Below are 25,771 nucleotides of genomic sequence, written 5' to 3'. Positions count from 1 at the left end.
CGATAATATTGAATACAATGCTTTAGCCGGATCTAAAATTTATCTAGTGTTTAACGATGTCGAATGCACGCCTGCTCATACGACTAAGTAGAAAATCTATTATCATTTAAATTAAGGAAGGTTTAACAATGCAAGGACAAAACCTAACAAGCGGTCCTATTCCAAAGCAGTTATGGTCTTTGGCATGGCCTATGATGCTCTCAATGTTTTTTCATTCCCTCTACAACTTAGTGGATGCATTTTGGGTTGCGAAAATTTCAGCTTCTGCCATTGCCGCAGTATCAATTTCACAAATAATTTTATTTATAATGATAAGTTTGGCAATGGGCATCTCTGTTGGCACATCTGTCTTAGTTGGACAAAATATTGGCGCCAAAAGAATAGCCACCGCTGAGCGAGTGCTCGGTCAAGGTTTTCTATTAACCGTTATTGCAGCACTGCTTTTTACCCTGATCATTTTTAGTTTCCGTAATGAGTTTCTGATTATTTCTGGCGCAGTTGGCGACATATTACCGCTAGCAACCCCCTATTTCACTGTAATTACTGCGGGATCGATACTGACATTTTTAATGATGATGATCTCGATTTCTTACAATGCTCAGGGTGATAATTTTACCATGACTAAACTCTTCGCCCTTTCCACTATAATTAATATGGTGCTTGATCCCATTTTTATTTTTGGCTTTGCAGGTTTCCCAGCGCTGGGGATTGCAGGTGCTGCGTATGCAACCTTAATCTCTCAAGCCGTTTTTATCGTGCTAGCTTTAAGGTTATTGATGAAACCCACTATGATGGTGCCACTACACCTAAAGTATTTACAGCTAAGTTGGTCGTCGGTAAAAAAAGTCATCGATATTGGATTGCCTGCATCGCTCAATCAAGTGCTTAATCCATTAGGTTTTTCTGCATTAATGTTTCTTGTGTCAGCCACTTTTTTAGAAGCTGGGGCTGCCGCTTTTGCTATCGGTTTTAGAATAGAGTTTTTTGCTTTTATTCCCGCTATTGGCTTTGGTTTTGCTGCAATGTCGATGATTGGACAAAATATCGGAGCAGGTAATCACGACAGAGTTCGTGCAGTTTTAAATATGTCTGTACGATACGGCTCAGGCTCCGCCTTGCTGTTTAGCTTGCTCGTGTTAATCTTTGCTCCTTATATCGTAGCCATTTTTACAGCTGATCCGCTTGTCACAGAGTATGCTCTGCAATATTTTCGTATCGTACCATTAGGCTATCTCTTTTTTGCCGTTGCCTTTATTGAAGCCAGTATTTTTCAAGGTATAGGTAAGTCATGGCCAGGTTTCTGGATTACATTTGCAAGAATCGGCATTTCTCTCGTTATCAGCTTTATTACCATTAACGTATTCGCGTTAGAAATTTGGACTGTCTGGGTAGCTATTGTAGTTGGCAGTGTTATCGCGTCTTTATCTGGGCTGCTATGGCTCAATCGTGCACTCACAGCAGTTCAACAAAAAGAGCTAAAACCCGATGGAAACTTAGATAGAGAAGAGGCGCTACCATAACAACTGCAGCAATTTAACCCCCCGAAAACTTAACTCAGTTGGAAGATCAGTACCGCTAAATTCAAAGCGAAAGCTACGAGTCCATAACAATGCCATTCACTAAAGAGTGATTCATTGCTTGATTTTCATACTGAACAGAAAATGAAGGCAGAGTGCTATCTGTCATTCGAAAATTTTTGGAGGGCCTTAAAACAAGATGCCTTAAACTTAATCCTAAATCAGTTAGGAACAGAAGCAATTTGCAAGTTTTGCACTTTGCTAACTCGTTAAGGGGCAAAAACGAATCAGAAGATATCATCCACACCAGTAGCATACGGTGGTAAAGCTGCTTTAAGCGCAAAAAACACTTGCAATGTACTAAACAAAGTCAACAGCACACCTATCGAAGCCTTGGCGTTTCATATTTTCGATTTTATACTTAAACCTGAAGTTATTATACTTTAGCACTAAAACGAACACTTGTATTTTCTACTATATCTAGTACATTGAAATGGACTTCCTCCCTGAACATTGCTCTTTCATCATAAGGTTTCATAACAATATTTTCTTCGGTAATTCTAATTCTTTCAGCTGATCTTTTTTCAGCCTGTTCGATAACCTCTCTAACGTGAATTCGGCCAACAACATCTTCTTTCGTGTATTTTGTATTACTCCTTGATGTCGAACTTTTGGAGTCAGCTACAGCAGTGTTTAAAAAATCAGTGGCTTCAACTAGTTTATCGCTCGCGTTGAGCTTAGCTTTTAAGTAATTGTATTCTCTCTTTGTTAGGTCGTGATCAATGATGTCTATTTCATCGCCCGTGTTGGTGAAGTCGAATTTTTTATTTAGTAGATTAGGTTGTTCTTTCGCCACTTCAGCTAAGATGCGCTTAGTTTCAGAGACCATATCATTAGCAGAGCTTTCCTTTTTTTTAGTGAAATCAGAAAGCCATTCAAGACTCTTCCGTAGGGCTACAGTTTCATCAGCAGAGAGCTGATTTGTCACTATTTTAATTGTGGCGGTATTTTGTTGTGATGATGTTGTTATCGTATCGTTAGAGATGTTAGCAACATACTGTTTCTTATCAGAACTTACTTCCATATTATTAATTTTTTCTGCTTGTGCAGACGAGTTCATTGTAGTAACTATTGGTGTTGAAGTAATAGGTTTCATGCTCACTTCCTTTTAAACGTTATTTATAAACTTGATATAATAGTTATCGACTACTTTTCTGTTAACTTAAGCCATTTTTTTGAGTTGTGAAGGGGAGAGTGAGCATTAGATGCTCACTTTAAAGTAAAATGCTAGCGGGTAATTGTTTCTATAAACGTTTCATCGCAAATGTGAATATATTTTAACTCTCTTTTATCTTGTATATTGCCATCTTGAGAAAGAGGATACATTATAACTACTTGGGCTGGTTTATATTCAATTTCCCATACATCTCTAGGTGTTCCAAAGTTAGAATCAAATCGCTCAGTAATGGTATTACCACTACATCGAGGTAAATCAAAAGAAGCTGAAAATTGGCCTGCTGTATTTGTTGTAACAACCTCATGTATTTGCTGGCCATTAACAGCGGTTACAACAACTATTTTTTCACCTATAACGGGAGCACCATTGGCATCAACCACCTTACCACCTGCACTTAAATTAGAGTAAGCTTCTGTATGAAAATAGTGAACTAAATCAGTGAGGTTTTGATCTGTTGTCCAAACATCATAATCTGCGAAAGTATCAAATCCATTACTAGTGTTAATTTGATAATTATTTAAAGCTGATGTTGTAGTATTTGGTTTAGCAAGTGCACGCATATAATCTCACTGCTCTGAGTAGAGGTAAGTAATTTAAGCGTTATTTTTTGACTCAATAATATGTAAATCACGTTGAGGGAACGGGATAGTAATTCCTTTGCTCTGCACTTTATCTTTAATTTTACGCTGTGTTTGCCAATATATATCCCAATAATGTGTCGTTGCTACCCAAGCACGAAGCTGCAAGTTCACAGAGCTATCTGCTAATGTGTGTACAAGATATTGAGGGGCCGGCTCAATCAAAATTCGAGATTCTTCACTGACAAGCTCCCTTAATGCAGCAAGCCCATCCTCTATTGAATCACCATAGGAAATACACACAGTTATATCCATACGGCGCTTTTCATTTCTCGTAAAGTTTTTTATCGCATTTGCCCAAACCGTGCTATTTGGGATTGATACAAAAACACCATCGGCGGTTTCAAGAACTGTGGTAAATAGTCCTTAATCTTTTACACTCCCTGTATAGCTTGATACTTCAACAAACTCTGCCTTTTTTAGTGGCTTTAAGAAAAGTAGCATGACCCCCGCAGCCACATTACTGAGTGTGTCTTTTAACGCTAGACCAATCGCTAAGCCTGCGGCACCGACGAGTGCGACAAGACTGGCCGTATTGACTCCAAATAAATCTAAAATAATCACAATAGCAATTAAATAAACAACATAGCCTGATAGCGTGGTAAGCAGCTTTGTAATGATTTCATCGTGCTTGCTCAATCGGTAAACACCCTTATGCACAGCTCGTTTAAGTAGTTTTGAACAAATACTAGCTCCTATAAAGATGAAAATAGTAAGCAACGTATTCTTGGCTATCGCTATGAGTTGTAATTGATGCTCAGAAAAAAAGTTTATGATGGTTTCCATCGGTGGTTTCCCTTTTAATATAAATAAAGTATGTGCTTTGCTCTAAACGGTGTAACAACTAATGCTATCTAATGATACTGGTAACTAAGTAACCATTGTAAGCAATGTAGGAAGTAAGCAAGACACCACCTTCCCAACGATTTATTCTGCCTTGTCGGCCAAAACCGTAAGCCATAACCAACAACATGACAGAAAGTACAAGCATCACACTCCAATCTCTGAAAAATACGTCTGTAGAAATATGAGGTATAGGTTCAATAATACCGGCGATACCAATCACAGCTAAGATGTTAAACATATTCGAACCCACAACATTGCCAATGGCGATGTCATGCTCTCCCTTTTTGGCTGCAATGATAGAAGCTGCAAGCTCTGGCAAAGATGTCCCTAATGCAACGATAGTTAAGCCAATAATAAGGTCACTGACACCCAGCGTAGTTGCAATTTCAACCGCTCCCCAAACAAGTATACGAGAGCTAATTATGAGTAATGTTAAACCCACGATGAGCCAGAAAATTGCTTTCCCTAAAGACATGGCGTGACTTTTAAGCTCAGTATCAAATTCTGTTTCGAGGGTATCGCTCGGTGATTTCATACCTGAATAGACAGACCATGCTAAGAAGAAGACTAATCCGCCCAACAACAGACTTGCATCAATCGCTGATAAAGCGCCGTCATACAGCAAGTACCCACAAAAAAGTACGACAACTAATAGTAAGGGAAGCTCATTTTTAACAATTTTAGATTGAACAGTGATAGGAGCAATGATGGCTGTTACACCAAGGATTAAGCTGATATTTACAATGTTGGACCCGAGAGCATTGCCTAACGCCAAGTCAGGGTTTCCATCACTTGCCGCCATTGCTGATACGACCATTTCAGGGGCTGAAGTCCCAAAACCAACAATGACCATACCAATTAAAATTGAAGGTAAGCCAGCATGGCCAGCCGTAGATGCCGCTCCTTCAACAAAGCGGTCTGCACTCCATACGAGTAAGATAAACCCCGCAATAATAGCGGCTATGGCTAAGAGCATGACTGAACCCCCACGATATCAATACCTGAAAGGCGTATGACAGAGTTGTCTGGTCTATTTGCAAAATGAAGTGAGCTTTGGCAGTGACGTAGTTTCATTATTTACCCTTAGGGCAGACTAGACTAAAAAGACAACAAACCATCTCTGCCCGAAATGATCCATTGCCTTAAGTCTTGTCAAAACCTGATAAGGTTCGAAACTGCCACGAGCGGTGTTGCTCGGAGACTGTTGACAGTTTCCTTGCTAAATGCAAGAGACTACTCCCCTAAGTGTTTAAAGAATAATCCATCCCTAATAATAATACAATTAACTTAGCTCACCTTTTTCCAAACATATTGCGTATAACTCTCGGGGCAAGACTTTCAATTTTAGTAAACAATCTTAAACTTGAAAGGAGCAACGAAAGCTCCAGAAAATATAGGAATGCAAAACTCGAGACTTAAAGCGGACTGAGAGCATATTATGACCACTAAGACATAATGCTTCATCCTATGAAAAGAATAAGAACCTTTGTTAACTTTTAATAACTGGTATGTACTTTGCTATCTACTTTATAAAGTAAAAGGAACAAACTTATGGCTATTTTTCTCGCAAACTCGACACCTATACCGATTGAGTATACTCAAATAAGAAAGCTTTCTTCAGATGAGCTTGTTGATATAAAGAAAAAAGTATCAGAACTACAACCGCATGGCATGGAAGACTACCAGCAGCAAATAAACGCCCAAAACCATGTGCACCAACATACTGTGCTTGAGGTAAAAGGCCGAGTTATTGCTGCATTTGGAGATAATGATTGGCGCTTTTATCCAAGCAGCTCTGACAGTCGGGATGCAAATAAAACAGACATAGAAGTTATCAATAGTTTGAAATTGAAGTATGGGGAAACTTTAAAAGTGGCAACTTACCCACACGGACAAGGTCCTACGAAGGGAGAGATTCTTGAAAAAGTTTACGGCGCTACTCCTAACAGAGTTAACACCACAGCTTAGCTGGCAATTGTTTGCCGGCTAAGTAACCATTCACTGAGTCTTTATAACTCATATTCGTAATCATAGAAAAAACTTTAAGAGCACATTTGGTATGACTACTCTAGTCTAGCGCTTTGAGTATGAATCTTTATTGTTTGGTATGATACTTTATTGTATGGGGTGAAACTTTATTGTTCACCCACAACAGTAATTACCAATCTATTGATTTTACTCAACTGTAACCGATTTTGCTAGGTTGCGTGGCTGGTCAACGTCGGTGCCTTTTATCACTGCTACATAGTACGAAAGTAACTGCAGTGGGATTGTATATACAACAGGGGCGATCACGTCATCTACGTGGTTTACGTTGATCACGCGCATTGTGTCGTCTGATGCAAAGTGTGAATCTTTATCTGCGAATACATAGATGATGCCGCCGCGAGCGCGCACTTCTTCTACGTTTGATTTAAGCTTTTCAAGCAATTCGTTGTTTGGTGCTACAACAATAATTGGCATGTCGGCGTCAATAAGCGCTAATGGGCCGTGCTTAAGTTCACCGGCTGCATAAGCTTCAGCGTGAATGTATGAAATCTCTTTCAGCTTAAGTGCACCTTCCATCGCGATTGGGTATTGTGAGCCGCGACCTAAAAACAGAGAGTGGTGCTTGTCAGCAAACTCTTCTGCTAAGTCTTCAATACCATTTGCAAGCAATAACGCTTCTTCTAGCTTGTTTGGTAAGGTTTTAATCGCGTTAACGATTACGCTTTGATCTAGGCCTTTTTCTTGCGCTATAGACGCAGTAAGCATTAACAAACCAACCAATTGCGTGGTAAATGCTTTAGTCGACGCAACACCAATTTCAGCGCCAGCTTTAGTCATAAATGCTAAGTCTGATTCGCGTACTAATGATGAACCAGGCACGTTACAAATGGTCATTGAGGCCATGTAGCCTTGCTCTTTCGCTAAACGCAGGGCTGCTAAAGTATCGGCTGTTTCACCCGATTGTGAAATTGTCACAAGTAGGCTGTTTTCATGTACGAAAGACTCGCGATAGCGGAATTCAGAGGCAATTTCTACATTACAGCTTACGCCTGCAAATTGCTCAAGCCAGTAGCGGGCAACCATACCCGAGTGATAAGACGTACCACAGGCGATGATCTGTACATGTTTTACATCTTTAAAAATCTGCTGTGCACTGTCACCAAAAGCATCAATTGCTACGCGGTCATCATTTAAACGCCCTTCGAGTGTATTACGTACAGCAAGTGGCTGTTCGTAAATTTCTTTAAGCATGTAGTGACGGTATTCGCCTTTACCTGATGCATCTTGAGTGATGTTTGATTCGATCACTTCACGCTCAACGGCATTACCATCTATATCAAAGATTTCTACACTATCACGAGTAATACGCGCGACATCACCTTCTTCAAGGTAAATAAAGCTACGAGTTACTGGTAATAATGCTAACTGATCAGAGGCAATAAAGTTTTCACCAAGGCCTAAGCCTATAACCAGTGGGCTGCCTGAACGAGCTACAATGATTTCGTTATCGTTAGCTTTATCAAATACTACAGTACCAAAGGCGCCTTCAAACTGTTTAACGGCTGCTTGTACTGCTGCCAATAGAGTTGTATGTTGCTGGCGAAGTTGATGGATTAAGTGCACCATTACTTCTGTGTCAGTTTCTGATAAAAACTCGTAGCCGTCGCCTTTAAGCGCTTCACGCAAACTCGCGTGGTTTTCAATAATACCGTTATGCACTAAAGCAATTTCGCTATTTGAAATATGCGGGTGCGCGTTAGCTTCAGTCACGCTGCCGTGAGTAGCCCAGCGTGTATGTGCGATACCGGTAGTACCTTTAACGCCTGCTTCATTTAGCGCGTTTTCAAGGTTTACGACTTTACCAACCGCTTTAACAGTATTCAGCGTATTACCTTCTAAAAGTGCCACACCTGCTGAGTCGTAACCACGGTATTCAAGGCGCTTTAGACCTTCTACTAAAATTTTATTTACTGGACGTTCTGCAACAGCCCCAACGATTCCACACATAGTCTCTCCTTTTGCACATGCCAAAGCGTTAACTTTGGGTTTGTATGTGTTGTTTAATATTTAAATGCCTATCACAGGTGTTGTCGGCCTGTAATAAACACGAATTTATAAAATCTATAGCTCAGCGCAAATTAACTGTACGCCACACGCTTCAATTGCTTGGCGGGTATCAAGCGCCAAATTGCTATCTGTGATGAGTGTGGTGACTTGCTGCCAAGGCAATTCTAAATTGGGTATTCGACGACCTATTTTTTCAGACTCAACTAGCACAATTACCTCACGAGCAGATTCAGCCATTACTTGGCTTAAACCCACCAGCTCGTTAAAAGTGGTTGTACCGCGCTCAACATCAATGCCATCTGCACCAATAAATAGCTGATCAAAGTCATACGAACGTAAAACGTTCTCTGCAACTTGGCCTTGGAATGACTCAGAATGCGGGTCCCAAGTGCCCCCAGTCATCAAAAGTGTTGGCTCATTTTCAAGCGCTAACAATCGGTTGGCGACCTTAATTGCATTGGTCATCACCACTAAACCGCGCTTATTACCCAACTCTGGGATCATCGCCGCCGTTGTGCGACCGCTGTCGATTATTATGCGGTTATGATCTTTGATCAGCCCAGCTGCGGCTTTAGCAATCGCTACTTTGCGTTTTGAATCAATATCATCACTAACGATTTCTTGTGGCAACGCAATTGCACCGCCATAACGGCGCAATAGTAAGCCGCTTTTTTCAAGCGCAGTTAGGTCTTTACGAATGGTTACTTCAGAGGTTTGAAACTGTTCAGCTAAAATATCTACGGCTACCTCACCTAACTCATTAACTTGAGTAAGAATAAGGTGACGACGTTGCTGAGTGTTTCGTTTAGTCATTAAGTGAACCATTTAAGTTTCGTTTCGAAAGTTAGGGAATTTTAAACGAAACTAAGTAAATGGCAAGTAAATGTATAAAAATCCGGCTTATTTAATCTATCTAGAAGCAAACTCTTTGATATTGATACCCAGATCTTACCAAACTACTCTCGATTTAAGGGTGTAACTTATATACACTCATTAGTATAAATAACAATAATTTAAAGGACTAAAATGAAATTGCTACTTTTATTAAGCATGCTGTTCTACAGTGTAAATAGTATTGCCGGCGCAACGCAGTGGATTGATTTTACGCTCGAAAGTGGTCATGTAAAAATACCCGTTATTGTGGCAGGTATAGATGGCTACGCACTATTAGACACAGGTGCGCAACTCAATGCTATTAACCCGCGCTTTATCAATAAACACCAATTAAGTTTTGATAAAGGTAAAAAAGTCAGGGTTAAGGGGATTTATGGTATTGAAGATAAGAAATCCTACAATAACGTACCAACTAGCTTTTTTGGCATTAATACTGAACTTGATAATTTAACCGAAGTTAATTTGGGATTTCACACTACCTCACTACTATTTGGCGCAGGCTTTTTTAATCAGTTTGTAATGCAGCTTGATTACCCAAACCAAAAAATGCGTTTAATAACCCATGATTCTATTAAGTTACGCGACCTTGAAAATATTAAAATGCAAACGCAGAAAGGGTCCGGCATGCCCATAGTCGAAGTTGGCTTGCAAGATGGTCAATCTGTCTGGTTGCTACTTGATACTGGGAATAACGGCGGTCTAGCCATTGAGCGTAAAGTAGCTCGGCAAATGGGTTGGTTGGATAATTTAGATATCACATCAGGCATTAGCATGGGAGCAAACTCAATAGCAACAACAGAAAGTTTTCGAATACCGACTTTAAAATTTGGCCCTTTTGAGCTTGAAAATGTTTTAGTCAGTATACCTGCTGAAGGACAAAAAGCGTATCTAGAAAGCCAATACGAAGCGACAGGGTCACGTATTAAAGGACGTAAGGTTCAAGGATTGATAGGTTATGATGTACTAAAGCATTTTTTGATAACTATTGATTACAAAAATGGCCACGCCCATATTGGCTTGCCTGACGAAAAATAATAAAGGGTAATAATGAATACTAAATTCAACAACCTTGATAAATCATATTTAGAGCTGCGCAAAACAGCTCATGAGACTTGCCGGTTATTTTCAAAAAGCCCGAGTAAAGGCAACTTAAAACGTATTAAGAGTTTGTTTGCAATATGTGGTGAAGGCGTGATCATTGAAGCTGGCTTTCATTGTGATTATGGCTCGCAAATGCAAATTGGTGATCGTACTTTTATAAACATTAACTGCACTGTGTTAGATGCACCAATTAATGAGGGTGCAATAAGCATTGGCGACGATTGTTTAATTGGCCCAAACGTTCAGCTATTGGCCGTTTCTCATGCAATTGAGCCTAAGCAAAGACTACAAAAAGAAAACTTTGCAGCGCCAATAACTATCGGCAATAACGTGTGGATTGGCGCGGGGGTTATAGTGTTAGCGGGGGTTGCCATTGGTGATAATGCTGTCGTGGGCGCAGGGTCAGTAGTGACCAAAGATATTGCTAAAAACACCGTGGTTGCTGGTAATCCCGCAGTGAAAATTAAAGAGGTTTGATCGTATATTTTGTAGGTCGTCATTCATGGCGACAAGAACACAAAAAACCCAAGTTACACTTTACGCGCTAAAGCACGTCCTACATAATCTCAAACACATCCTGTAGGTCGTCGTTTACGGCGACAACTCCCTGCGATATTAAATTTACAAATAAACTGAATTCCAATACGGATAATCACCAATTCTAGTGACCAACTTGCGCCTCAAAGGATTTGCAGCAATGTACCTTGCTATTTCAACTCTATTTTCTTCTTCTCGCAGCGCATGATCATAATAAGCTCTTTGCCATACAGGCTGATTTAAATCTCGTACTTTATTAACTTCCCGAGCTGATGCGCCTTTCAAGTGACCCACTACAACCCCTAATTCACTGTTTTTAAGCTGCAACAAACCATGGAAATGATCAGGCATTAAAACCCAAGTTAACCAACGGCATTGATACTTGAGCTCATTACTCGCAATGCATCTACAAAAGATATTAGCATGATCGAAATTACTAAATATCCCTTCTCTGCGGTGGCATGTAAATGTAATGAAGTATTCGCCTGATTGAATTGATACACGCCCTTTCTTTAAGTTACTCCAGCTCATTTGATAAATTCCTTTTCCTAAAGCAGAAATAAAATATAGCCTATTTACGCGCTAAAGCACGTCCTACGGTAGGTCCGTCATTCATGGCGACTATAATATAAAAGGCCTCTCGGTAAACGAAAGGCCTTAGTTAGAAAATTGTAACTAATTTTATATAATGACTTATCTATTCATCACGTAAGATAAGCGACGGCCTTGTACTGGCGGCTTTAAACGCGAGGCTTGCAACCGTGAGCCAAGTAATCGCAGCAACACTAAGGGCTGCTATTAAATAAACCCACAGCGACTGATCAACACGCTCGTTAAAATTGGCAAGCCAATCGGTAACAAAGAGGTAAGCTATCGGTAAGGCTACAACAGTACTAACTAACACTAAATATAAATATTCACGTGCGAATAAATTAATTAAACCTAAGCGCGAAGCCCCTAATACTTTTCGTATTGAGGTTTCTTTTTGCCGTGACCTTACGCCATAAGCCGCTAATGCAAAAACGCCTATACAACTTAGTAATATCGATAGCCCTGTAAATAGGTTAATAACTCGCCCTAAAAACTGCTCTTGCTGATAAATAGCGCCGTAATTATCAGCCAAATTTTCAATTGCTAGCTCGGCCATAGCTAATTTTTTGGTTATTAACTGATTTATTTCGGCTTTAACAGCATAACTGGCTGCTGGTTTTAACCGTGTTTGAATAGCAACCTTGCCCATCCATGACAAACCACACGCAAAAAATAAAGGCTTAGTGCTTTGTCGAACATTTCCTATTTTTACGTTATTCACCACGCCAATAATAGTAAAAGTGTTTAATCTACCTGAATCAACACTCGTGAAAGAATGACCAATAGCCAACTCAGCGCTTTCTATTCCCATTTGAGCCACTAAACTACGGGTAACAATAACACTGGCGGCGTAACTTTTATCAGCCTCAACCTTGGTAACTTTATGATACCAATCGCCACCAAATTCAGCAGAAAAGTCACGCCCCGCTATTAGCGATAAACCTAATACTTGTGCAGCTTGATAACCCACACCAGAAAAATGCACTGATGCTTCATTATTTCGCTTATTAACCCAACTAATAGGCATAGAAATAGGCATTTCTTTCGTTAAATCACTATCAACAAAAGTGGCACTATCAACATCAGGTAACGTATTTATTCTAGCGAGTAATGAACTCTGTGGCTCAAAGGCGGATCTATCTATATTAGGAATATACAAGCGATTTTGACTATCATAACCAACAGGTAAATTTTGTAAAAAATCAAGCTGCTTATTAAGGTTAACTGCACCAATAATAAGTACAATCGCGCAGCTTGTTTGCAATATGATCAAGGTTGATTTGAATTTTGATGCTTTTCTACCACTGCTCATACTGCCGCTTAATAAGTAGGTTATTGGCTTTTTCGCAACAATAAATACCGAATATGCTGTGAGCAACATCCCAAAAAACAAAGTAAAAAATGCGATGATAGCGATTTGCCACCAAGCCTGACTGATACTCAAAGGACGTCCAACAAGATCACTAAACCAAGGAAGCAATTGCTCACATACGCCTACACTCAATAATATAGTGAAAGCTACCAACAAAAATGACTCTACCGAAAATTGACCAAGCAATTGCCCCCAAGTAACACCAAGCGCCTTTTTAATCCCTATTTCTCGACCGCGCTTACTTAGTGCTGCAGCACTCATATTAATAAAATTAATAGCTAAAACTAATAACAACACCACGCACACCGCAATACAAATCAATACCGACTCTATCGCGCCACCTGCTTTCATTTCTTCGGTTCCTGCACCTTGCAAATGTATATTACTAATATGATTAAGCTTAACGGTTAGCTGAGGCTCTTTTGCTAATTTACGCTGATTCATAAGCTGCGATAACGCCTGCTCTATGACGTTAATTTGTGCACTTGCATTGAGCTTTACATACACAAAACTATCGTCATGATATTCTCGAATATAACCAAGGTATCGTTCAGATAGCGGCACTATAGAGCGAAAATCGAGATGCGTATTCTGCGCTAAATCGGCAAAAACAGCAGTTACTATTAAAGTATCCGCATCACGTTGTAAGCGCTTACCCACAACATTACTTTCACCAAATAAACGGATAGCTTCCGATTTTGATAAAACAATACTGTTTGGCTTTCTTAATGCTGTAGATAATTCTCCGTGAAGCATAGTGAATGAAAATATATCGGTAATATTCTGTGTTGCGGCTATCGTTTTAGTTAATTTAAACGACTTATTATTAATAGAGACCTGCTGCTCAAACCAAAACCAATAATCCATTGGCGCTAACTTTTGTACCGATTCAATATTACTAATACTCTCAAAGCTTTTAGCCAGCAATGCGTTAACAAAGGCTGAGTGAGTACCTTGTTGGTTATTATGTAGTTCAACTCGATAAACATGCTCGCTATCTTGCCATTGCTGGTCATAACTAAACTCATAATTAATGTATAACGCCATAAAAAAAACAGCGACTAAACCCACACTTAAACTAAATAGATTGAGACTGTAGATTAACGGTTGACGTTTAGCGGCACCAATCGCCGTTTTAAAATAGTTTACGAGCACTTTTTATTCCTTGTGAATTAATAATGTTTTCACTGATTAAAGTAATAGATTTGCGGAATAAAAATTAATTTCCGCCACGAATGTTATAGCAATAAAGCAGAATTACTCATACCGTAACGTCAGCGATGGTCTTGTACTGGCGGCTTTAAACGCAAGGCTTGCAACGGTGAGCCAAGTGATTGCAGCAACACTCAAAGCAGCAACCAAATAAACCCACAGCGCTTGATCAACACGCTCGTTAAAATTGGCAAGCCAATCACCCACCAGCCAATAGGTTAGCGGGTATGCTATGGCTACACTTCCCAGTACTAAAATTAAAAATTCTTTTGCCAGTAGGTTCATAATGCTTATGCGTGATGCGCCAAGCACTTTACGTACCGCCACTTCTTTTTGGCGGCGTAATACCGAAAATGATGCTAAACCAAATGTGCCAACACACGCTAAAAATACAGCTAAGCCGGAGAATAAAGTGACAAACTCAGTGGCACGTTCATCATTACGATAAAGTGCACGGTAGTTGTCCGCCATCATTTCTATTTTTGGGTCATAAATATCAAGCGTTTCGGCCAAAATAGTAGCAAGTTGCGTTTTAACATGGGGGAGCTGTGCTAAATCTAAATTAATAACAATTCTTCCCATCCAGCTGCTGGTATAGCCACAAATAAAAATAGTCGCTGGTTGCGCATCTTTGACACTGCCCACTTTAATATCTTTAACCACACCAACAACGTTGACTGTTAGTTGCTGACCAAAGCCCGTGTCTGTGTGCCAAACACTACCTATCGCATCTTCGGGTGTAGCATAACCCGCCTGCTTAGCTAAAGATTCAGTCAATATTGCAGACGCAGTAGCTTGAGTATCACTGACTTTATTAAACCAATCAGCTGCCATTTTTTTACTAAAATCACGCCCTGCAATTAGTGATAAATCCAATGCACTTACTATATTTGTACCGGCGCCAACAAATGGTAATGTTTGATTACTAAACTGACCATTATCTGCAGTAAACATACGGTATGAGTTATAGTTACCCGTTAAAGAAATGTCTATAACACTAGCTTGCTTCACACCATTAATAGCGTTAATGCGATCTAACAGCACATTGTTTTGGTTGTAGAATATATCTCCCGCATCGATATCACTGACAATCAACTTACCTTCCTTAGCAAATCCAATTGGCAGCGACTGTAAATGCGCTAGTTGCTGTTGCAATAGCAGTGCCGAAATAATCAACCCAACCGATAATGCAGCCTGTAAAACCAATAAGCTTTTTCTAACGACAATGGCTGTTCGTCCCCGTTGCATATCGCCACTGAGCACCCGCTTAGCACTAAAAGCCGACATAAACATCGCTGGATAAATCCCAGCTAGTAAACCTACCAACAAGACAACAAAGGCTATTGCTACCCCTAAAGCTGAGCTGTAATTAAGCGCTAGCTGACGGTCAACTAATTGATTAAAAGTCGGTGTAAGTAACTCAACCAGCATGCACGCTATCAGTGCTGCAATAATGGTAATAAGCAGTGATTCAACTAAAAACTGGCTAACAATTTGTGATTTGCTCGCACCAAGCGCCTTACGCACCCCCACTTCTTTTGCGCGCTTTGCAGATTGCGCAATACTCATATTGATAAAATTAAAAGCCGCTAGCAGCACCAACAAAATACTTAAACCAATACAAATACGCAGCGTTGAAAGTGAACCATTCATTTTCATTTCATAACTAGAGCTTGCCGTTAAATGTAAAGATGTTAATGGGTGCAGAGCCAATTGTGTGGAATCATATTCTGAGTCATTATAAGCAACCTCTGTATAACGCTGCTCAAGAGTGCTAGCCAATTTATTTACCTTAGTACCTGGCGCAACACGAATGTAAGAATAACCATTATTGTTCTGATAGTAATTATTTGCAGGAGTCTCTTTAATTAACGCTTGAAAGAAAAAGTGAGTATTATCTGGCAGATCAGCAAATACCGCACCAACTTGCCAACGCTTCTTGCCCTGAATTAAAGTTTCACCAATAATCGCTGTGCTACCAAAAATCCGTATTGCATACTGCTCATTGAGTGCAATCATATTAGGCGTTGCAAGTACTGTTGCCAGTTCCCCAGCTACAATATCGATATTGATGAAATCAGCCACATTACTACTCGCCGCGAGTACATTTTCTAATTTAAAGCCAACGCCATCACGCACAAATTCAGATCCAGGCGGGACCATTTCAAGTGACATAATGTCTTCAATTTCAGTCATGTCTTTAAAAGACGCGATCACATCTTTATTGACCACTGGTGCTCCCATACCCAGTGACGGAAAATATTGATAGATACGATACACACGATCCGCATGAGGTTGTTGCTCGTCATACGAGGCTTCATTAAAGGCAAACATAGCCACTAAAATTGCCGCAGCTAAGCCAACACTCAAGCCAATTATATTGAGTAAAAAGTGCTGTTTTTGCTGTTTGAATGCCCGTAAGGCGGTTACTAAATAATTAATAAACATGTTAAGCAACCTCAACAGCACTTTGCTGTACAACATTCGCCTTATCAAGCATCACTTGGCCATCTAGTAGGCGTACTAGGCGGTCAGCATAGGCACCTTCTTTTTCTGAGTGAGTCACCATAATTACCGTGGTGCCTTCTTTATTCAATTCGCGTAGCATGGCCATCACTTCATCACCGTTTTTAGAGTCGAGGTTACCAGTTGGCTCATCGGCTAAAATAAGTTTAGGGTTAATCACTAATGCACGCGCAACGGCTACCCGCTGCTGTTGACCACCTGATAACTGCTGAGGTAAATGCTCACCGCGATGATCAATACCTACTCTTTTTAAAATCGCTTCAACGCGTTGCTTACGCTCACTTTTTGATATTTTTTGATACTGTAATGGCAGCTCTACGTTTTCATAAACGGTTAGCTCGTCAATTAAATTAAAGCTTTGAAATACAAAACCAATAGAGGCTTTGCGAAGCTCCGACAATTGCTTTTCGCTGTACCCTGCAATGTCAGTTCCCGCAAAATCAAAACTGCCAGAGCTTGGTGAGTCCAACATACCCAAAATAGAAAGTAGTGTTGATTTGCCGCAGCCAGACGGCCCCATAATCGCTAGAAAATCACCTTCATTTACAGTTAGATTGATATTACTGAGCGCTGTAGTTTCAACATCTTGAGTACGAAATACGCGGCTTAAATTAGTTAATTTAATCATTGTTATTATCCTTAAAATTGTAGTTGCTGTGCTTTATCAAAGTTGCTGTAGCTTGAGGTAATTACTCGATCTCCCGCGTTTAGCCCTTCAAGCACTTCAAAATAGTGTTGATTCTTCTTGCCTAAGCGAATATCACGACGCAGTGCTTTGTCGCCATTAGGGTCAATTACATAAACCCAGTTACCGCCAGAATTGGTAAAAAAGGCGCCACGTTTAAGCAGTAAGGCATTGTTTTTATCGCCTCCCAGCATTAACTCAATATCAATACTTTGGCCGCGCTTAATGCTTTTGGTGTTACTGGGTAAATCCACTTCAATTTGAAATTGTGACTGCTGTACGCGGCTATCAATTTTGCTCACTTTGGCATTCACCGTGCCGCTTTCAAGTTCAATCATCACGGTCATGTCACGCTGCACTTGGTTTAAATAAAATTCATCAAGGCGCACCACTAATTTATATTCATTAGGAATATCTATTTGGCCTAACCGCGCGCCACTGTTTTTAGATTCACCAATTTCCACATCAAGCTCGCTTAGGTAACCTGAAACGGGTGCTTTGATTAATAAGTTGTCGAGATTTCTGCGCGCAAACTGCAGGTTTTTCTCAAGCATTTTAGCGCTGTCTGAAAGCTGTGCCACTTGCACCTCACGGATTGAGTTTTCCTGTTTTTGGCGCTCAAGGGTGAGCTCTTTACGGGCTTGGTAATAGCTTAAATCTTCTTCTAGCTCTGCAAGTTGGTCTTGCGCCAATACGCCACTTTTAACCAAGGGCTTTGTTTGTTTTAAACGACGTGTTAAATGAGTTATTTTTAGCTCGATTTCTAATAAGTCACGACGTAAATTTAAACGGCTGGTTTCCATCGTCATTTGCGTGTTGCGTAAAAAATTAAGCTGTTCAGTTACCTGCGCTTCACGGCTCATTACATCAAGTTGTAAGTTGGTATTGCTTAAACGCACTAGCGGTTGGCCTTTTTCAACATATTCGCCCTGTTCAACTAAGCGCTCTTCTACTTGACCACCAGCAATAGTATCGAGATAAATGCTGGTTTTTGGTACCACTTGACCCCGTAGGCTCAGTGCATCTTTAAAGGCACCTTGTTTAACCGTGCTAACCGTAAGGCTGCTACGATCAATATTCTGGCTACGACCTGTATCACTGCTTTGCGTAAAACCGTATGCAGCGGCAGCAACACCTAAAGCCAGCGCTGCAAAGGTGAATTTTTTTAAATACTTTTGAGTAAATGAGCGTTCTATTTTTTTGTCCATGTTGGCTACCTTGATACAGGTTTAATAACTAATTACCGATAGTTATTACAATCACTGTGCCAACTTTTTTAACTAGTAAATTCAATTAGTTAAAGTTACATTTAATTATTCACATGTTTATAGTGTCCGCTAATAGAACACTTTGTTATTTTATGAACGTCCATTTATGGACACTGTTCCTTTTTTGTTTTAGGCTAAATAAAACCCTATAAAAATAATAATCATGAAACACACAGGCTCACTTTTAATTGTTGATGACAACCCGGATATCCTCATTGCTGCACGGTTATTACTAAAGCAGCATTATCAAAGTGTTAAAACCACTGACAACCCATTTGAGATTGCAGGCATCATTGACGAGCAACGCAAAGCTGATCAACCAATTGATATAGTATTGCTTGATATGAACTTTACTCAAGACTCAATCAGTGGCAAAGAAGGCTTTTATTGGCTAAAAAAAATCATCGAGCAAGACGCTAATATCGTTGTTTTGTTAATGACTGCCTACGGCGATATTCAACTGGCAGTCGATGCAATTAAAGCGGGGGCCTCTGACTTTATTGCCAAGCCTTGGCAAAACGAGCAATTACTTGGCGCAGTCGCCGCCGCATTTTCACACGCCAAAGACAAGCAGCAAGTCGGTCAATTAACGCGGCAAAAGCAAGGGTTAAACCAAGCTTTAAACACACCAAGCTTCGAGTTTTTGGGCCAAAGTGCGGCTATGCAACAGGTATTTAGCACTATAGAAAAAGCCGCACAAACTGATGCCAATATACTAATAACCGGTGAAAGCGGCACAGGTAAAGAGCTCACCGCGCACGCCATTCATCAAGCAAGCAAGCGGCACAGCCAAACCTTTATGAGTTTAGACATGGGCGCAGTGGCGCAGAATTTATTTGAAAGCGAGCTATTCGGCCATAAAAAAGGCGCGTTTACCGATGCAAAAAGCGATCGAATTGGTAAATTTGAACTTGCCCAAGGTGGCAGCTTATTTTTAGATGAGCTGGGTAATTTACCACTAGAGCATCAAGCTAAATTACTGGCTGCACTACAAAATAGGCAAATTACGCCTGTTGGCGGCAGTAAAGCAGTTGATATTGATATCCGCCTAATTTGTGCCACCAACGATAACCTTGAACAAGCAGTTATTGAAGGGCGTTTTCGCCAAGATTTGTTATACCGAATAAACACCGTTGAAATTCGCCTACCAGCATTACGTGAGCGAAGTGATGATATTCCGCTTTTAGCAAATTATTACCTTAATCATTTTTGCCAAAAATATAAACGCAGCTTAGCCATTAGCGATCATGACATGACTTCACTTTGCCAGTATTCATGGCCAGGCAATGTCCGAGAGCTAGCCCACGCAATAGAGCGAGCGGTTATTTTAACTGAAGGGGATACTCTAGATATAAACTCAGTGGTTGGCAACATAGCAGTACTTAACGCCAACAATATAGAGCAAAGCTCTGGGCGATTAAACAGTGAGGTGCAGTACGATACTTTCGATTTAGAGATACTTGAACAACGCACAGTTCGCGCAGCACTTAAGCACCATCAAGGTAATGTTAGTCATGCCGCCAAAGCGCTCGGTTTAACCCGCGGTGCTATGTACCGCCGCCTTGAAAAATATGGGTTGTAATCATGCGTGCTAATTTATTGCTTTCGTTTAATATTATCGCACTTATAAGTGCAAGTGCGTTGCTTAGCTATGTATTACAAACACATGGCTTTTCAGCGACGACATTGTTAATAATTTTAGTCGCCATGGCGTTAATAGCGCATATTTTTACGCTGTTTAAGCGCCAACAAAAACAAGCTGAAATGGTCATTCGCGCCCTTGCCAATGGCGACAGCACTTTGGGACTTGGCCAACACCACCCTATGCTTAAGCAATTTGAGCAAGTAAAAACACAAATGCAAACAGCACGGTTTAATGCCGAGCAACAAGCGCAGTTTTTACAAGCTTTACTCATCCATGTTGATTTAGCCGTATTGGTATGTGATGACAATGGTAAGGTAATCGAATCAAACCCAGCCGTTAGTAAATTACTGGGGAAGAGTTTTCAACACTTACATGAGTTAGGCGCTGTTGGAGAGTTAATTTTAAACGCCGAACATAGTATCCGCAGCACTACCTACTGGCAAAATGGCGAGCAGCACGACACCCTATCAATTCAACTTAGTATCGCTGAAATACAAGGTAAAGTTCGCCGTGTAGTGAGCTTACAGTCAATTCACGACCAATTACAGCTCAAAGAACAACAAGCGTATAAACGCTTAACTAAAGTGCTCACTCACGAAATTGCCAACTCTATTACGCCACTTTCATCGTTAGCTGATACCTGTAGCAATTTACTACCACAAGAGTTATGTTTTGATGAGCTTGAAGATAAACAAGACTTACAGCTTGCACTAAGCACGTTAGCATCAAGAACGGCACATTTAGGTGATTTTATTGCTCGTTTTCGCCAAGTGAGTAGCTTACCTAAGCCCAACTTAGCGCCCGCAAATTTAGCTGATATGCTATCGCGCATAGTCGCTTTACATCAGCAACAAGCACACGATCAACACACCCATATTGAACTGTCGATTAAAAATCACCAGCTAGTAATGCTTGATAGCAGCCAAATAGAGCAGGTATTAGTAAACTTAATAAAAAATGCACTTGAAGTACTAAAGAGTAGCCAAAAATACAGCGCTGAGAATGCAGTTCAAGCAAGGATCGAAATTAGCTTGGCACAAAACACCAGCCAACAACTTTATATAGAAATCAGCGACAACGGCCCAGGCATCAGCGAACATGTGGTTGATATGATCTTCGTGCCATTTTTTACCACCAAGCAACAAGGCTCCGGCATTGGTTTGAGCCTATCAAGGCAAATTATGCTCAACCACGGCGGTGATTTAATTTATGTGCAAAAACCACAAGGCGCATGCTTTAGATGTGTGTTTGGTTGAGTGTAGGCACCATTTAAGATGATGACTCATTAGCATTGGCACTTTCGCGCTAAAACACGACCTACAAAATTGCACAGCATATCTCGTAGGTCGTCGTTTACGGCGACAATTAGTCTGTAATACAGATAGTTAAATCAACCTAAAGATCAGCGGGCTTACCAATATTAGTCCGCAACAAAAGCCTGCTTTAACTTGCCATGCTTTATATTTCCCTGTGACTTTAATCCCTAGCAATGGGCTTAATAGATCGACTCGGCGCGCAACAATAAATACTAGCCAACAAATAATGAAAGTGAGGCTCAGTATAAGCAATGGCTCCACAAAACCACCTAATTGCAGCTTCGATAAATAAAACGCTAGACCAATAATTACACTTTGATGTAAAAGATAAAACGAAAATACGGCTGAGTTTAGTAAAGCCAGTTTAGGGTGATCGTGATTCAAAAAACGTTGTGCGAGTCCCAGCATCAATAACACCCCCACTAATCGTTGCGAGGTATACAGCATATCCATGCTGGTAATTTGCCATTGGCTAGCAGCAAGGTTTTGCCAAATCATGTGATAACCCACTACCACAAGCAAATAACCAACAATAAATGCACCGAGTAACACTCGCCAATGGCGAAGTAGCTGGCTGTAAAATGCAGGCTGCCACGCAAGCAAGTAACCGTATAGTAAAAACAGCGCGCCCATGGGATATCTGAATGTATCACTTGGCCAGCTCAACTTTAAAATACACAGCGGCAGTAACAAGGTGATGAAAATCATCAGTAACGAGCGATTACACAAACGCGTGATAACTGCTTGCACTGTAGCGTGATGAAGCAACGGCAGCACTAACACCAGCAATAAAGTAAATTGCCATAAGGAACGTAAATACCACAGGTGGTTTACATCAACGTGTGGCCAAATACCTGCTTGGTAGTGCTCAAATAACGGATTGGTTAAATCAAAAAACTGGCTATAAAACTGCCAAAAGCTCATGGATAAACCAACTTCTTGGCTCATTTTCGCATAAAGCTGGATAGGCACAATAAACCAAATGCCAAACAATAAAGGCAGTAATATTTTTACACTGCGCGTAGTTAAAAACATACCTAGGTTAAAACGCGCAACAATAAAGCGCAGCGCCACACCTGAAATAAACCAAATTAGTCCCATCCGCCATGGCGACAGTAAGAGCATAATATTTTCAATGCTGCTGGATAAATACTGGCTTTTAAAATGAAAACCCCAGTTTTCACTGTATAACATGCCGGTGTGATAAAAAATTAGTAGACCAAAGGCAAGTACTCGCAGCCAATCTAAATCATAGCGACGCAGTGGCAATTCAACGGTTTTATTAAACACATGTAGCCATGGCTGTAATAGCATACGGGCTGTGTTTTTAATGACTATTTTAAGTTTCATATTAGATTTAACTTGCGACTAATTAATAGCAACTATGAACAACACACTGCGTATTACAATAAAAAAAGGCTGAGAAAACAGTCAGTAGGGATAAACGGTGGATAACAGGGATGATAAGTTTGGTGATTGTTCACTATGTTGGTAATCTGATAATAAGGCTTTTAAAGAGTAACAATAATAATGATCTCCTTAACGCACTTTCAACGCTACCAAACTTGGTATGCGGCATTTTTTTTATCTAGTTATATTTTTATCAACAACACGATTAATGCCAGCTCAAACATTATGGAAGCTCAGCGCGATGGCGAACTCCCATTTATGATCTGGGAGCCGTTTGTATGGGAATATTCCAGCGCTATTGGCACCTTGTTGTTGTTTCCTGCTTTAGTTTGGTTATTACAAGCCCAACCCCTTAATTGGCAAAAAATAACACGTTCATTATTCATTTATTTCATTGCGAGTGTTATTTTTTCATTACTACATGTAGGGATCATGGTCGCTATTCGCAAGATCATTTATAACGTACAAGGCATGCAGTATGACTTTGGGTTAGTGTGGTTTGAGCTACTCTATGAATACCGTAAAGACCTATGGGGGTTTTTGTTTTTAATCGTGGTTATTAAAACGTATCAATATGTTGTTGGCCAATTAACCGGTCAAGCCACACCAATCACACATGCAGAGGACGCACCGCAGGACTTGAATTTCGACCGATTACTCGTTAAAAAACTAGGTAAAGAATTTATTATCTGTACTGATCTAATTGACTGGCTTGAGTCTAGCGGCAATTACGTAAACCTGCATATTGGCACTCGGATTTACCCGCTACGTGCAACCATGACCCATCTTATATCTCGGTTAGAGCCACAAGGCTTTTGCCGGATTCATCGCTCTCATGCTATTAGACTCGATGCGATTGAATCAATAACGCCTTTATCCAGTGGCGATAGCGAAGTAAAGTTAATAACAGGAAAAGTACTTAACCTATCCCGTCGCTACAAAGAGCAATTTAAGGGACAGATTAATTCATCTGCCGTTTGGGTATAAATCACTCTATGTTAAGCTAGTCTGCTTTAGGTTAGCCACATTCATATTTTTGGAGTAGTGTAGTACGTGTTTTCAAGTCAATTTATCCGCATTCTGCCTTTAGTTATTATTTTAACCGGTTGTGAAACTACACAAGAAGAACCAGCCTCACAACCTAAACCTGAAGTGAAAGTTAAGGCAAACCCTAAAACGATCTTTAGTGAACAAAACGAAGATCTTGCACAAATAGCCCCCTTGAGCCCTCAGGAGCTTGATGATGTTTGGCAACGTATCCGAGCCCAGCTAACATTTGCTAACTCTAGCCACCCAGATGTGCAGCAACGCATTGCTTGGTATTTATCGCACCCAAATTACATGGATGAAATAAGTCGCCGTGCTGAGCCTTACCTTTACTATATAGTCACTGAGGTTGAAAAGCGGGATCTACCGATAGAATTAGCGCTAATGCCGCTGATTGAAAGCGACTTTGATGCCAGTGCCTATTCGCACAAACATGCATCTGGACTTTGGCAATTAACCCCTTCAATAGCTAAGTATTTTAAGGTGAAAATTAGTCCTTGGTACGATGGTCGCCAAGATGTGATAGACAGTACCCGCGCTGCTCTGGATTTTATGGAGTACTTATACAAACGCTTTGATGGCGATTGGTATCACGCTATAGCAGCCTATAACTTAGGTGAAGGCCGTGTACTTAGAGCAATCAGCAACAATAAAAAGCAAGGCAAACCGACTGACTTTTTTAGTTTAAAATTACCTAAACAAACCAGTCAATATGTACCAAAGCTACTTGCTGCTGCGCAATTATTAAAAAACCAAAAGATGGCGTTCCCTGCAATAGCAAATAAAGATGCGATAGCCAAAGTGGCCATTTCTGGCTCAGTTATTTTAGATAATAAAGCTCAATGGCAACAGTTAGAGTCTTTAAACTACGGGGTTATTCGCTTCCCAGCAATTATTGATGCGCCGCATATCGTCGTGCCTGCCAGCGAAAAAATACAATTTGAAACCATGATCGCAAATCAAAAAAGCAACGATTACAGCCAATGGCAGCATTACACGGTTAAACGTGGCGATAGTTTGAGTGTTATTGCAAAACGCTACAAAGTGAGTGTGAGTCAGCTTAAAGCATTCAATAATTTAAAAAGTAGTACCATACGTATTGGCCAAAAGTTGGTACTGCCGCAGTTAGCCGATACACAAATAGAGCACAAGGTAAAATCTGGCGAAAGCTTATGGAAAATAGCCAACCATTATAAAGTCAGCATCACTAAACTAAAACAATGGAACAGCCTTTCAGGCGACCGTTTAAAAGTAGGTGATAAGCTCACAGTGTTTTTATCTAATAGTTAAAATTAACCCTGAGGACTGTGGATAGTATTTTCGTTTTTATCTAATAGTTAAAATTAACCCTGATTTCGAGTTTCGAGTTTCGAGTTTCGAGTTTCGAGTTTCGAGTTTCGAGTTTCGAGTTTTTCAAGATTAAAATGCAGGAGAGTTAAAGAGGAAAGCAGTTTAAAGGTGTACGTTACGCTCTGAGGGGGTCGTCGCGTTCTTTTCTCCGTGGCGTGATTACTCAACTCACGTTACGGTGTTTAGGTTGACACCGTACTGCTGAGAGCTGACGGTTTAATATACTTTATTCTAGAACAACAAAAACCCGCTTCATTTCTGAAGCGGGTTTCTTTTAATTGAATCCTGGCGATGACCTACTTTCACATAGCAAATGCTACACTATCATCGGCGCTGTTTCGTTTCACTACTGAGTTCGGCATGGGGTCAGGTGGGTCCAAAACGCTATTGTCACCAAGAAAATTCTTTTCGATTTTCTTATTCTAATTTTTAAGGTTAAAGTTCTTCAACTAAATTTGGAGCCTGGCGATGACCTACTTTCACATAGCAAATGCTACACTATCATCGGCGCTGTTTCGTTTCA

20 protein-coding genes, 1 rRNA gene and 1 pseudogene are annotated in these 25,771 nt (G+C 40.3%); 8 read left to right on the top strand and 14 right to left on the bottom strand.

Going from position 1 to position 25,771, the window contains the following annotated elements:
• Nucleotides 1-128: 128 nt before the first annotated feature.
• On the top strand, nt 129-1,520 hold the full coding sequence (locus PHAL_RS0121385) for an MATE family efflux transporter (RefSeq protein ID WP_016710479.1): 1,392 nt from the start codon (nt 129-131) through the stop codon (nt 1,518-1,520).
• A 433-nt stretch (nt 1,521-1,953) separates the two neighbouring features.
• Here PHAL_RS0121385 and PHAL_RS0121380 read toward each other — a convergent pair whose 3' ends face one another.
• From PHAL_RS0121380 to PHAL_RS0121365, 5 genes and pseudogenes are all read right to left on the bottom strand, one after another.
• Nucleotides 1,954-2,673: a hypothetical protein gene (locus PHAL_RS0121380; protein ID WP_016710478.1), complete on the bottom strand. Its 720-nt coding sequence runs from the start codon at nt 2,671-2,673 to the stop codon at nt 1,954-1,956.
• Nucleotides 2,674-2,804: 131 nt separating this feature from the next.
• Nucleotides 2,805-3,314 (bottom strand): carboxypeptidase-like regulatory domain-containing protein, encoded by a 510-nt coding sequence (locus PHAL_RS0121375; protein WP_016710477.1) that lies wholly within the window; start codon nt 3,312-3,314, stop codon nt 2,805-2,807.
• Nucleotides 3,315-3,347: 33 nt separating this feature from the next.
• On the bottom strand, nt 3,348-3,647 hold the full coding sequence (locus PHAL_RS24810; protein ID WP_016710476.1) for a mechanosensitive ion channel family protein: 300 nt from the start codon (nt 3,645-3,647) through the stop codon (nt 3,348-3,350).
• Between the two features lie 27 nt (nt 3,648-3,674).
• A pseudogene (locus PHAL_RS24805) lies at nt 3,675-4,178 on the bottom strand (mechanosensitive ion channel family protein); the annotation flags it as partial.
• Nucleotides 4,179-4,242: 64 nt separating this feature from the next.
• Nucleotides 4,243-5,214, bottom strand: coding sequence for a calcium/sodium antiporter (locus tag PHAL_RS0121365; protein ID WP_016710474.1), 972 nt, complete (start codon nt 5,212-5,214; stop codon nt 4,243-4,245).
• A gap of 575 nt (nt 5,215-5,789) precedes the next feature.
• Here PHAL_RS0121365 and PHAL_RS0121360 point away from each other — a divergent pair.
• Nucleotides 5,790-6,206, top strand: coding sequence for a hypothetical protein (locus PHAL_RS0121360; protein ID WP_016710473.1), 417 nt, complete (start codon nt 5,790-5,792; stop codon nt 6,204-6,206).
• A 207-nt stretch (nt 6,207-6,413) separates the two neighbouring features.
• Here PHAL_RS0121360 and glmS read toward each other — a convergent pair whose 3' ends face one another.
• Both glmS and PHAL_RS0121350 read right to left on the bottom strand, forming a co-directional pair.
• Nucleotides 6,414-8,234 carry a glutamine--fructose-6-phosphate transaminase (isomerizing) gene (gene glmS / locus PHAL_RS0121355; protein WP_016710472.1) on the bottom strand — a complete coding sequence of 607 codons (1,821 nt, stop codon included), beginning with the start codon at nt 8,232-8,234 and terminating at the stop codon, nt 6,414-6,416.
• Between the two features lie 114 nt (nt 8,235-8,348).
• Nucleotides 8,349-9,107, bottom strand: a complete 759-nt coding sequence (locus tag PHAL_RS0121350) for a DeoR/GlpR family DNA-binding transcription regulator (RefSeq protein WP_016710471.1) — start codon at nt 9,105-9,107, stop codon at nt 8,349-8,351.
• Nucleotides 9,108-9,320: 213 nt separating this feature from the next.
• On the opposite strand from PHAL_RS0121350, the gene PHAL_RS0121345 reads away from it, so the two are divergent.
• Together PHAL_RS0121345 and PHAL_RS0121340 are read left to right on the top strand one after the other, a co-directional pair.
• On the top strand, nt 9,321-10,223 hold the full coding sequence (locus tag PHAL_RS0121345) for a pepsin/retropepsin-like aspartic protease family protein (RefSeq protein ID WP_016710470.1): 903 nt from the start codon (nt 9,321-9,323) through the stop codon (nt 10,221-10,223).
• A gap of 12 nt (nt 10,224-10,235) precedes the next feature.
• Entirely contained in the window at nt 10,236-10,766 is a 531-nt protein-coding gene (locus tag PHAL_RS0121340) for a sugar O-acetyltransferase (protein WP_016710469.1), read from the top strand.
• Between the two features lie 144 nt (nt 10,767-10,910).
• Here the strand turns inward: PHAL_RS0121340 and PHAL_RS23995 are convergent, their stop codons facing one another.
• The 5 genes from PHAL_RS23995 to PHAL_RS0121315 form a co-directional block, all read right to left on the bottom strand.
• Entirely contained in the window at nt 10,911-11,357 is a 447-nt protein-coding gene (locus PHAL_RS23995; protein WP_016710468.1) for an REP-associated tyrosine transposase, read from the bottom strand.
• Nucleotides 11,358-11,523: 166 nt separating this feature from the next.
• Nucleotides 11,524-13,944 (bottom strand): ABC transporter permease, encoded by a 2,421-nt coding sequence (locus PHAL_RS0121330; protein WP_016710467.1) that lies wholly within the window; start codon nt 13,942-13,944, stop codon nt 11,524-11,526.
• 102 nt (nt 13,945-14,046) lie between these two features.
• Nucleotides 14,047-16,449: an ABC transporter permease gene (locus PHAL_RS0121325; protein WP_016710466.1), complete on the bottom strand. Its 2,403-nt coding sequence runs from the start codon at nt 16,447-16,449 to the stop codon at nt 14,047-14,049.
• 1 nt (nt 16,450) lies between these two features.
• Complete coding sequence (locus PHAL_RS0121320; RefSeq protein ID WP_016710465.1) at nt 16,451-17,155, bottom strand: ABC transporter ATP-binding protein; 705 nt, start codon at nt 17,153-17,155, stop codon at nt 16,451-16,453.
• Nucleotides 17,156-17,166: 11 nt separating this feature from the next.
• Complete coding sequence (locus PHAL_RS0121315; RefSeq protein ID WP_016710464.1) at nt 17,167-18,420, bottom strand: efflux RND transporter periplasmic adaptor subunit; 1,254 nt, start codon at nt 18,418-18,420, stop codon at nt 17,167-17,169.
• 223 nt (nt 18,421-18,643) lie between these two features.
• Between PHAL_RS0121315 and PHAL_RS0121310 the strand changes: the two genes are divergently transcribed.
• Nucleotides 18,644-20,062, top strand: coding sequence for a sigma-54-dependent transcriptional regulator (locus PHAL_RS0121310; RefSeq protein WP_016710463.1), 1,419 nt, complete (start codon nt 18,644-18,646; stop codon nt 20,060-20,062).
• 2 nt (nt 20,063-20,064) lie between these two features.
• Nucleotides 20,065-21,381, top strand: coding sequence for a sensor histidine kinase (locus PHAL_RS0121305; RefSeq protein WP_016710462.1), 1,317 nt, complete (start codon nt 20,065-20,067; stop codon nt 21,379-21,381).
• Between the two features lie 129 nt (nt 21,382-21,510).
• Here PHAL_RS0121305 and PHAL_RS0121300 read toward each other — a convergent pair whose 3' ends face one another.
• Nucleotides 21,511-22,791 carry an acyltransferase family protein gene (locus PHAL_RS0121300; protein WP_016710461.1) on the bottom strand — a complete coding sequence of 427 codons (1,281 nt, stop codon included), beginning with the start codon at nt 22,789-22,791 and terminating at the stop codon, nt 21,511-21,513.
• A gap of 183 nt (nt 22,792-22,974) precedes the next feature.
• Here PHAL_RS0121300 and PHAL_RS0121295 point away from each other — a divergent pair, with 183 nt between their 5' ends.
• Both PHAL_RS0121295 and PHAL_RS0121290 read left to right on the top strand, forming a co-directional pair.
• Nucleotides 22,975-23,838, top strand: coding sequence for a LytR/AlgR family response regulator transcription factor (locus PHAL_RS0121295; protein ID WP_029216286.1), 864 nt, complete (start codon nt 22,975-22,977; stop codon nt 23,836-23,838).
• Between the two features lie 66 nt (nt 23,839-23,904).
• The gene (locus PHAL_RS0121290; protein WP_016710459.1) at nt 23,905-25,188 is read left to right on the top strand and encodes a LysM peptidoglycan-binding domain-containing protein; all 1,284 of its coding nucleotides are present in this window, start codon (nt 23,905-23,907) and stop codon (nt 25,186-25,188) included.
• A 343-nt stretch (nt 25,189-25,531) separates the two neighbouring features.
• Here PHAL_RS0121290 and rrf read toward each other — a convergent pair.
• Nucleotides 25,532-25,646 (bottom strand): 5S ribosomal RNA (gene rrf / locus PHAL_RS0121285).
• Nucleotides 25,647-25,771 lie beyond the last annotated feature (125 nt).

The sequence above is a fragment of the Pseudoalteromonas haloplanktis ATCC 14393 genome (assembly GCF_000238355.1).
GTDB lineage: Bacteria > Pseudomonadota > Gammaproteobacteria > Enterobacterales > Alteromonadaceae > Pseudoalteromonas > Pseudoalteromonas haloplanktis.
This window is presented reverse-complemented; position numbering and strand designations above follow the sequence as displayed.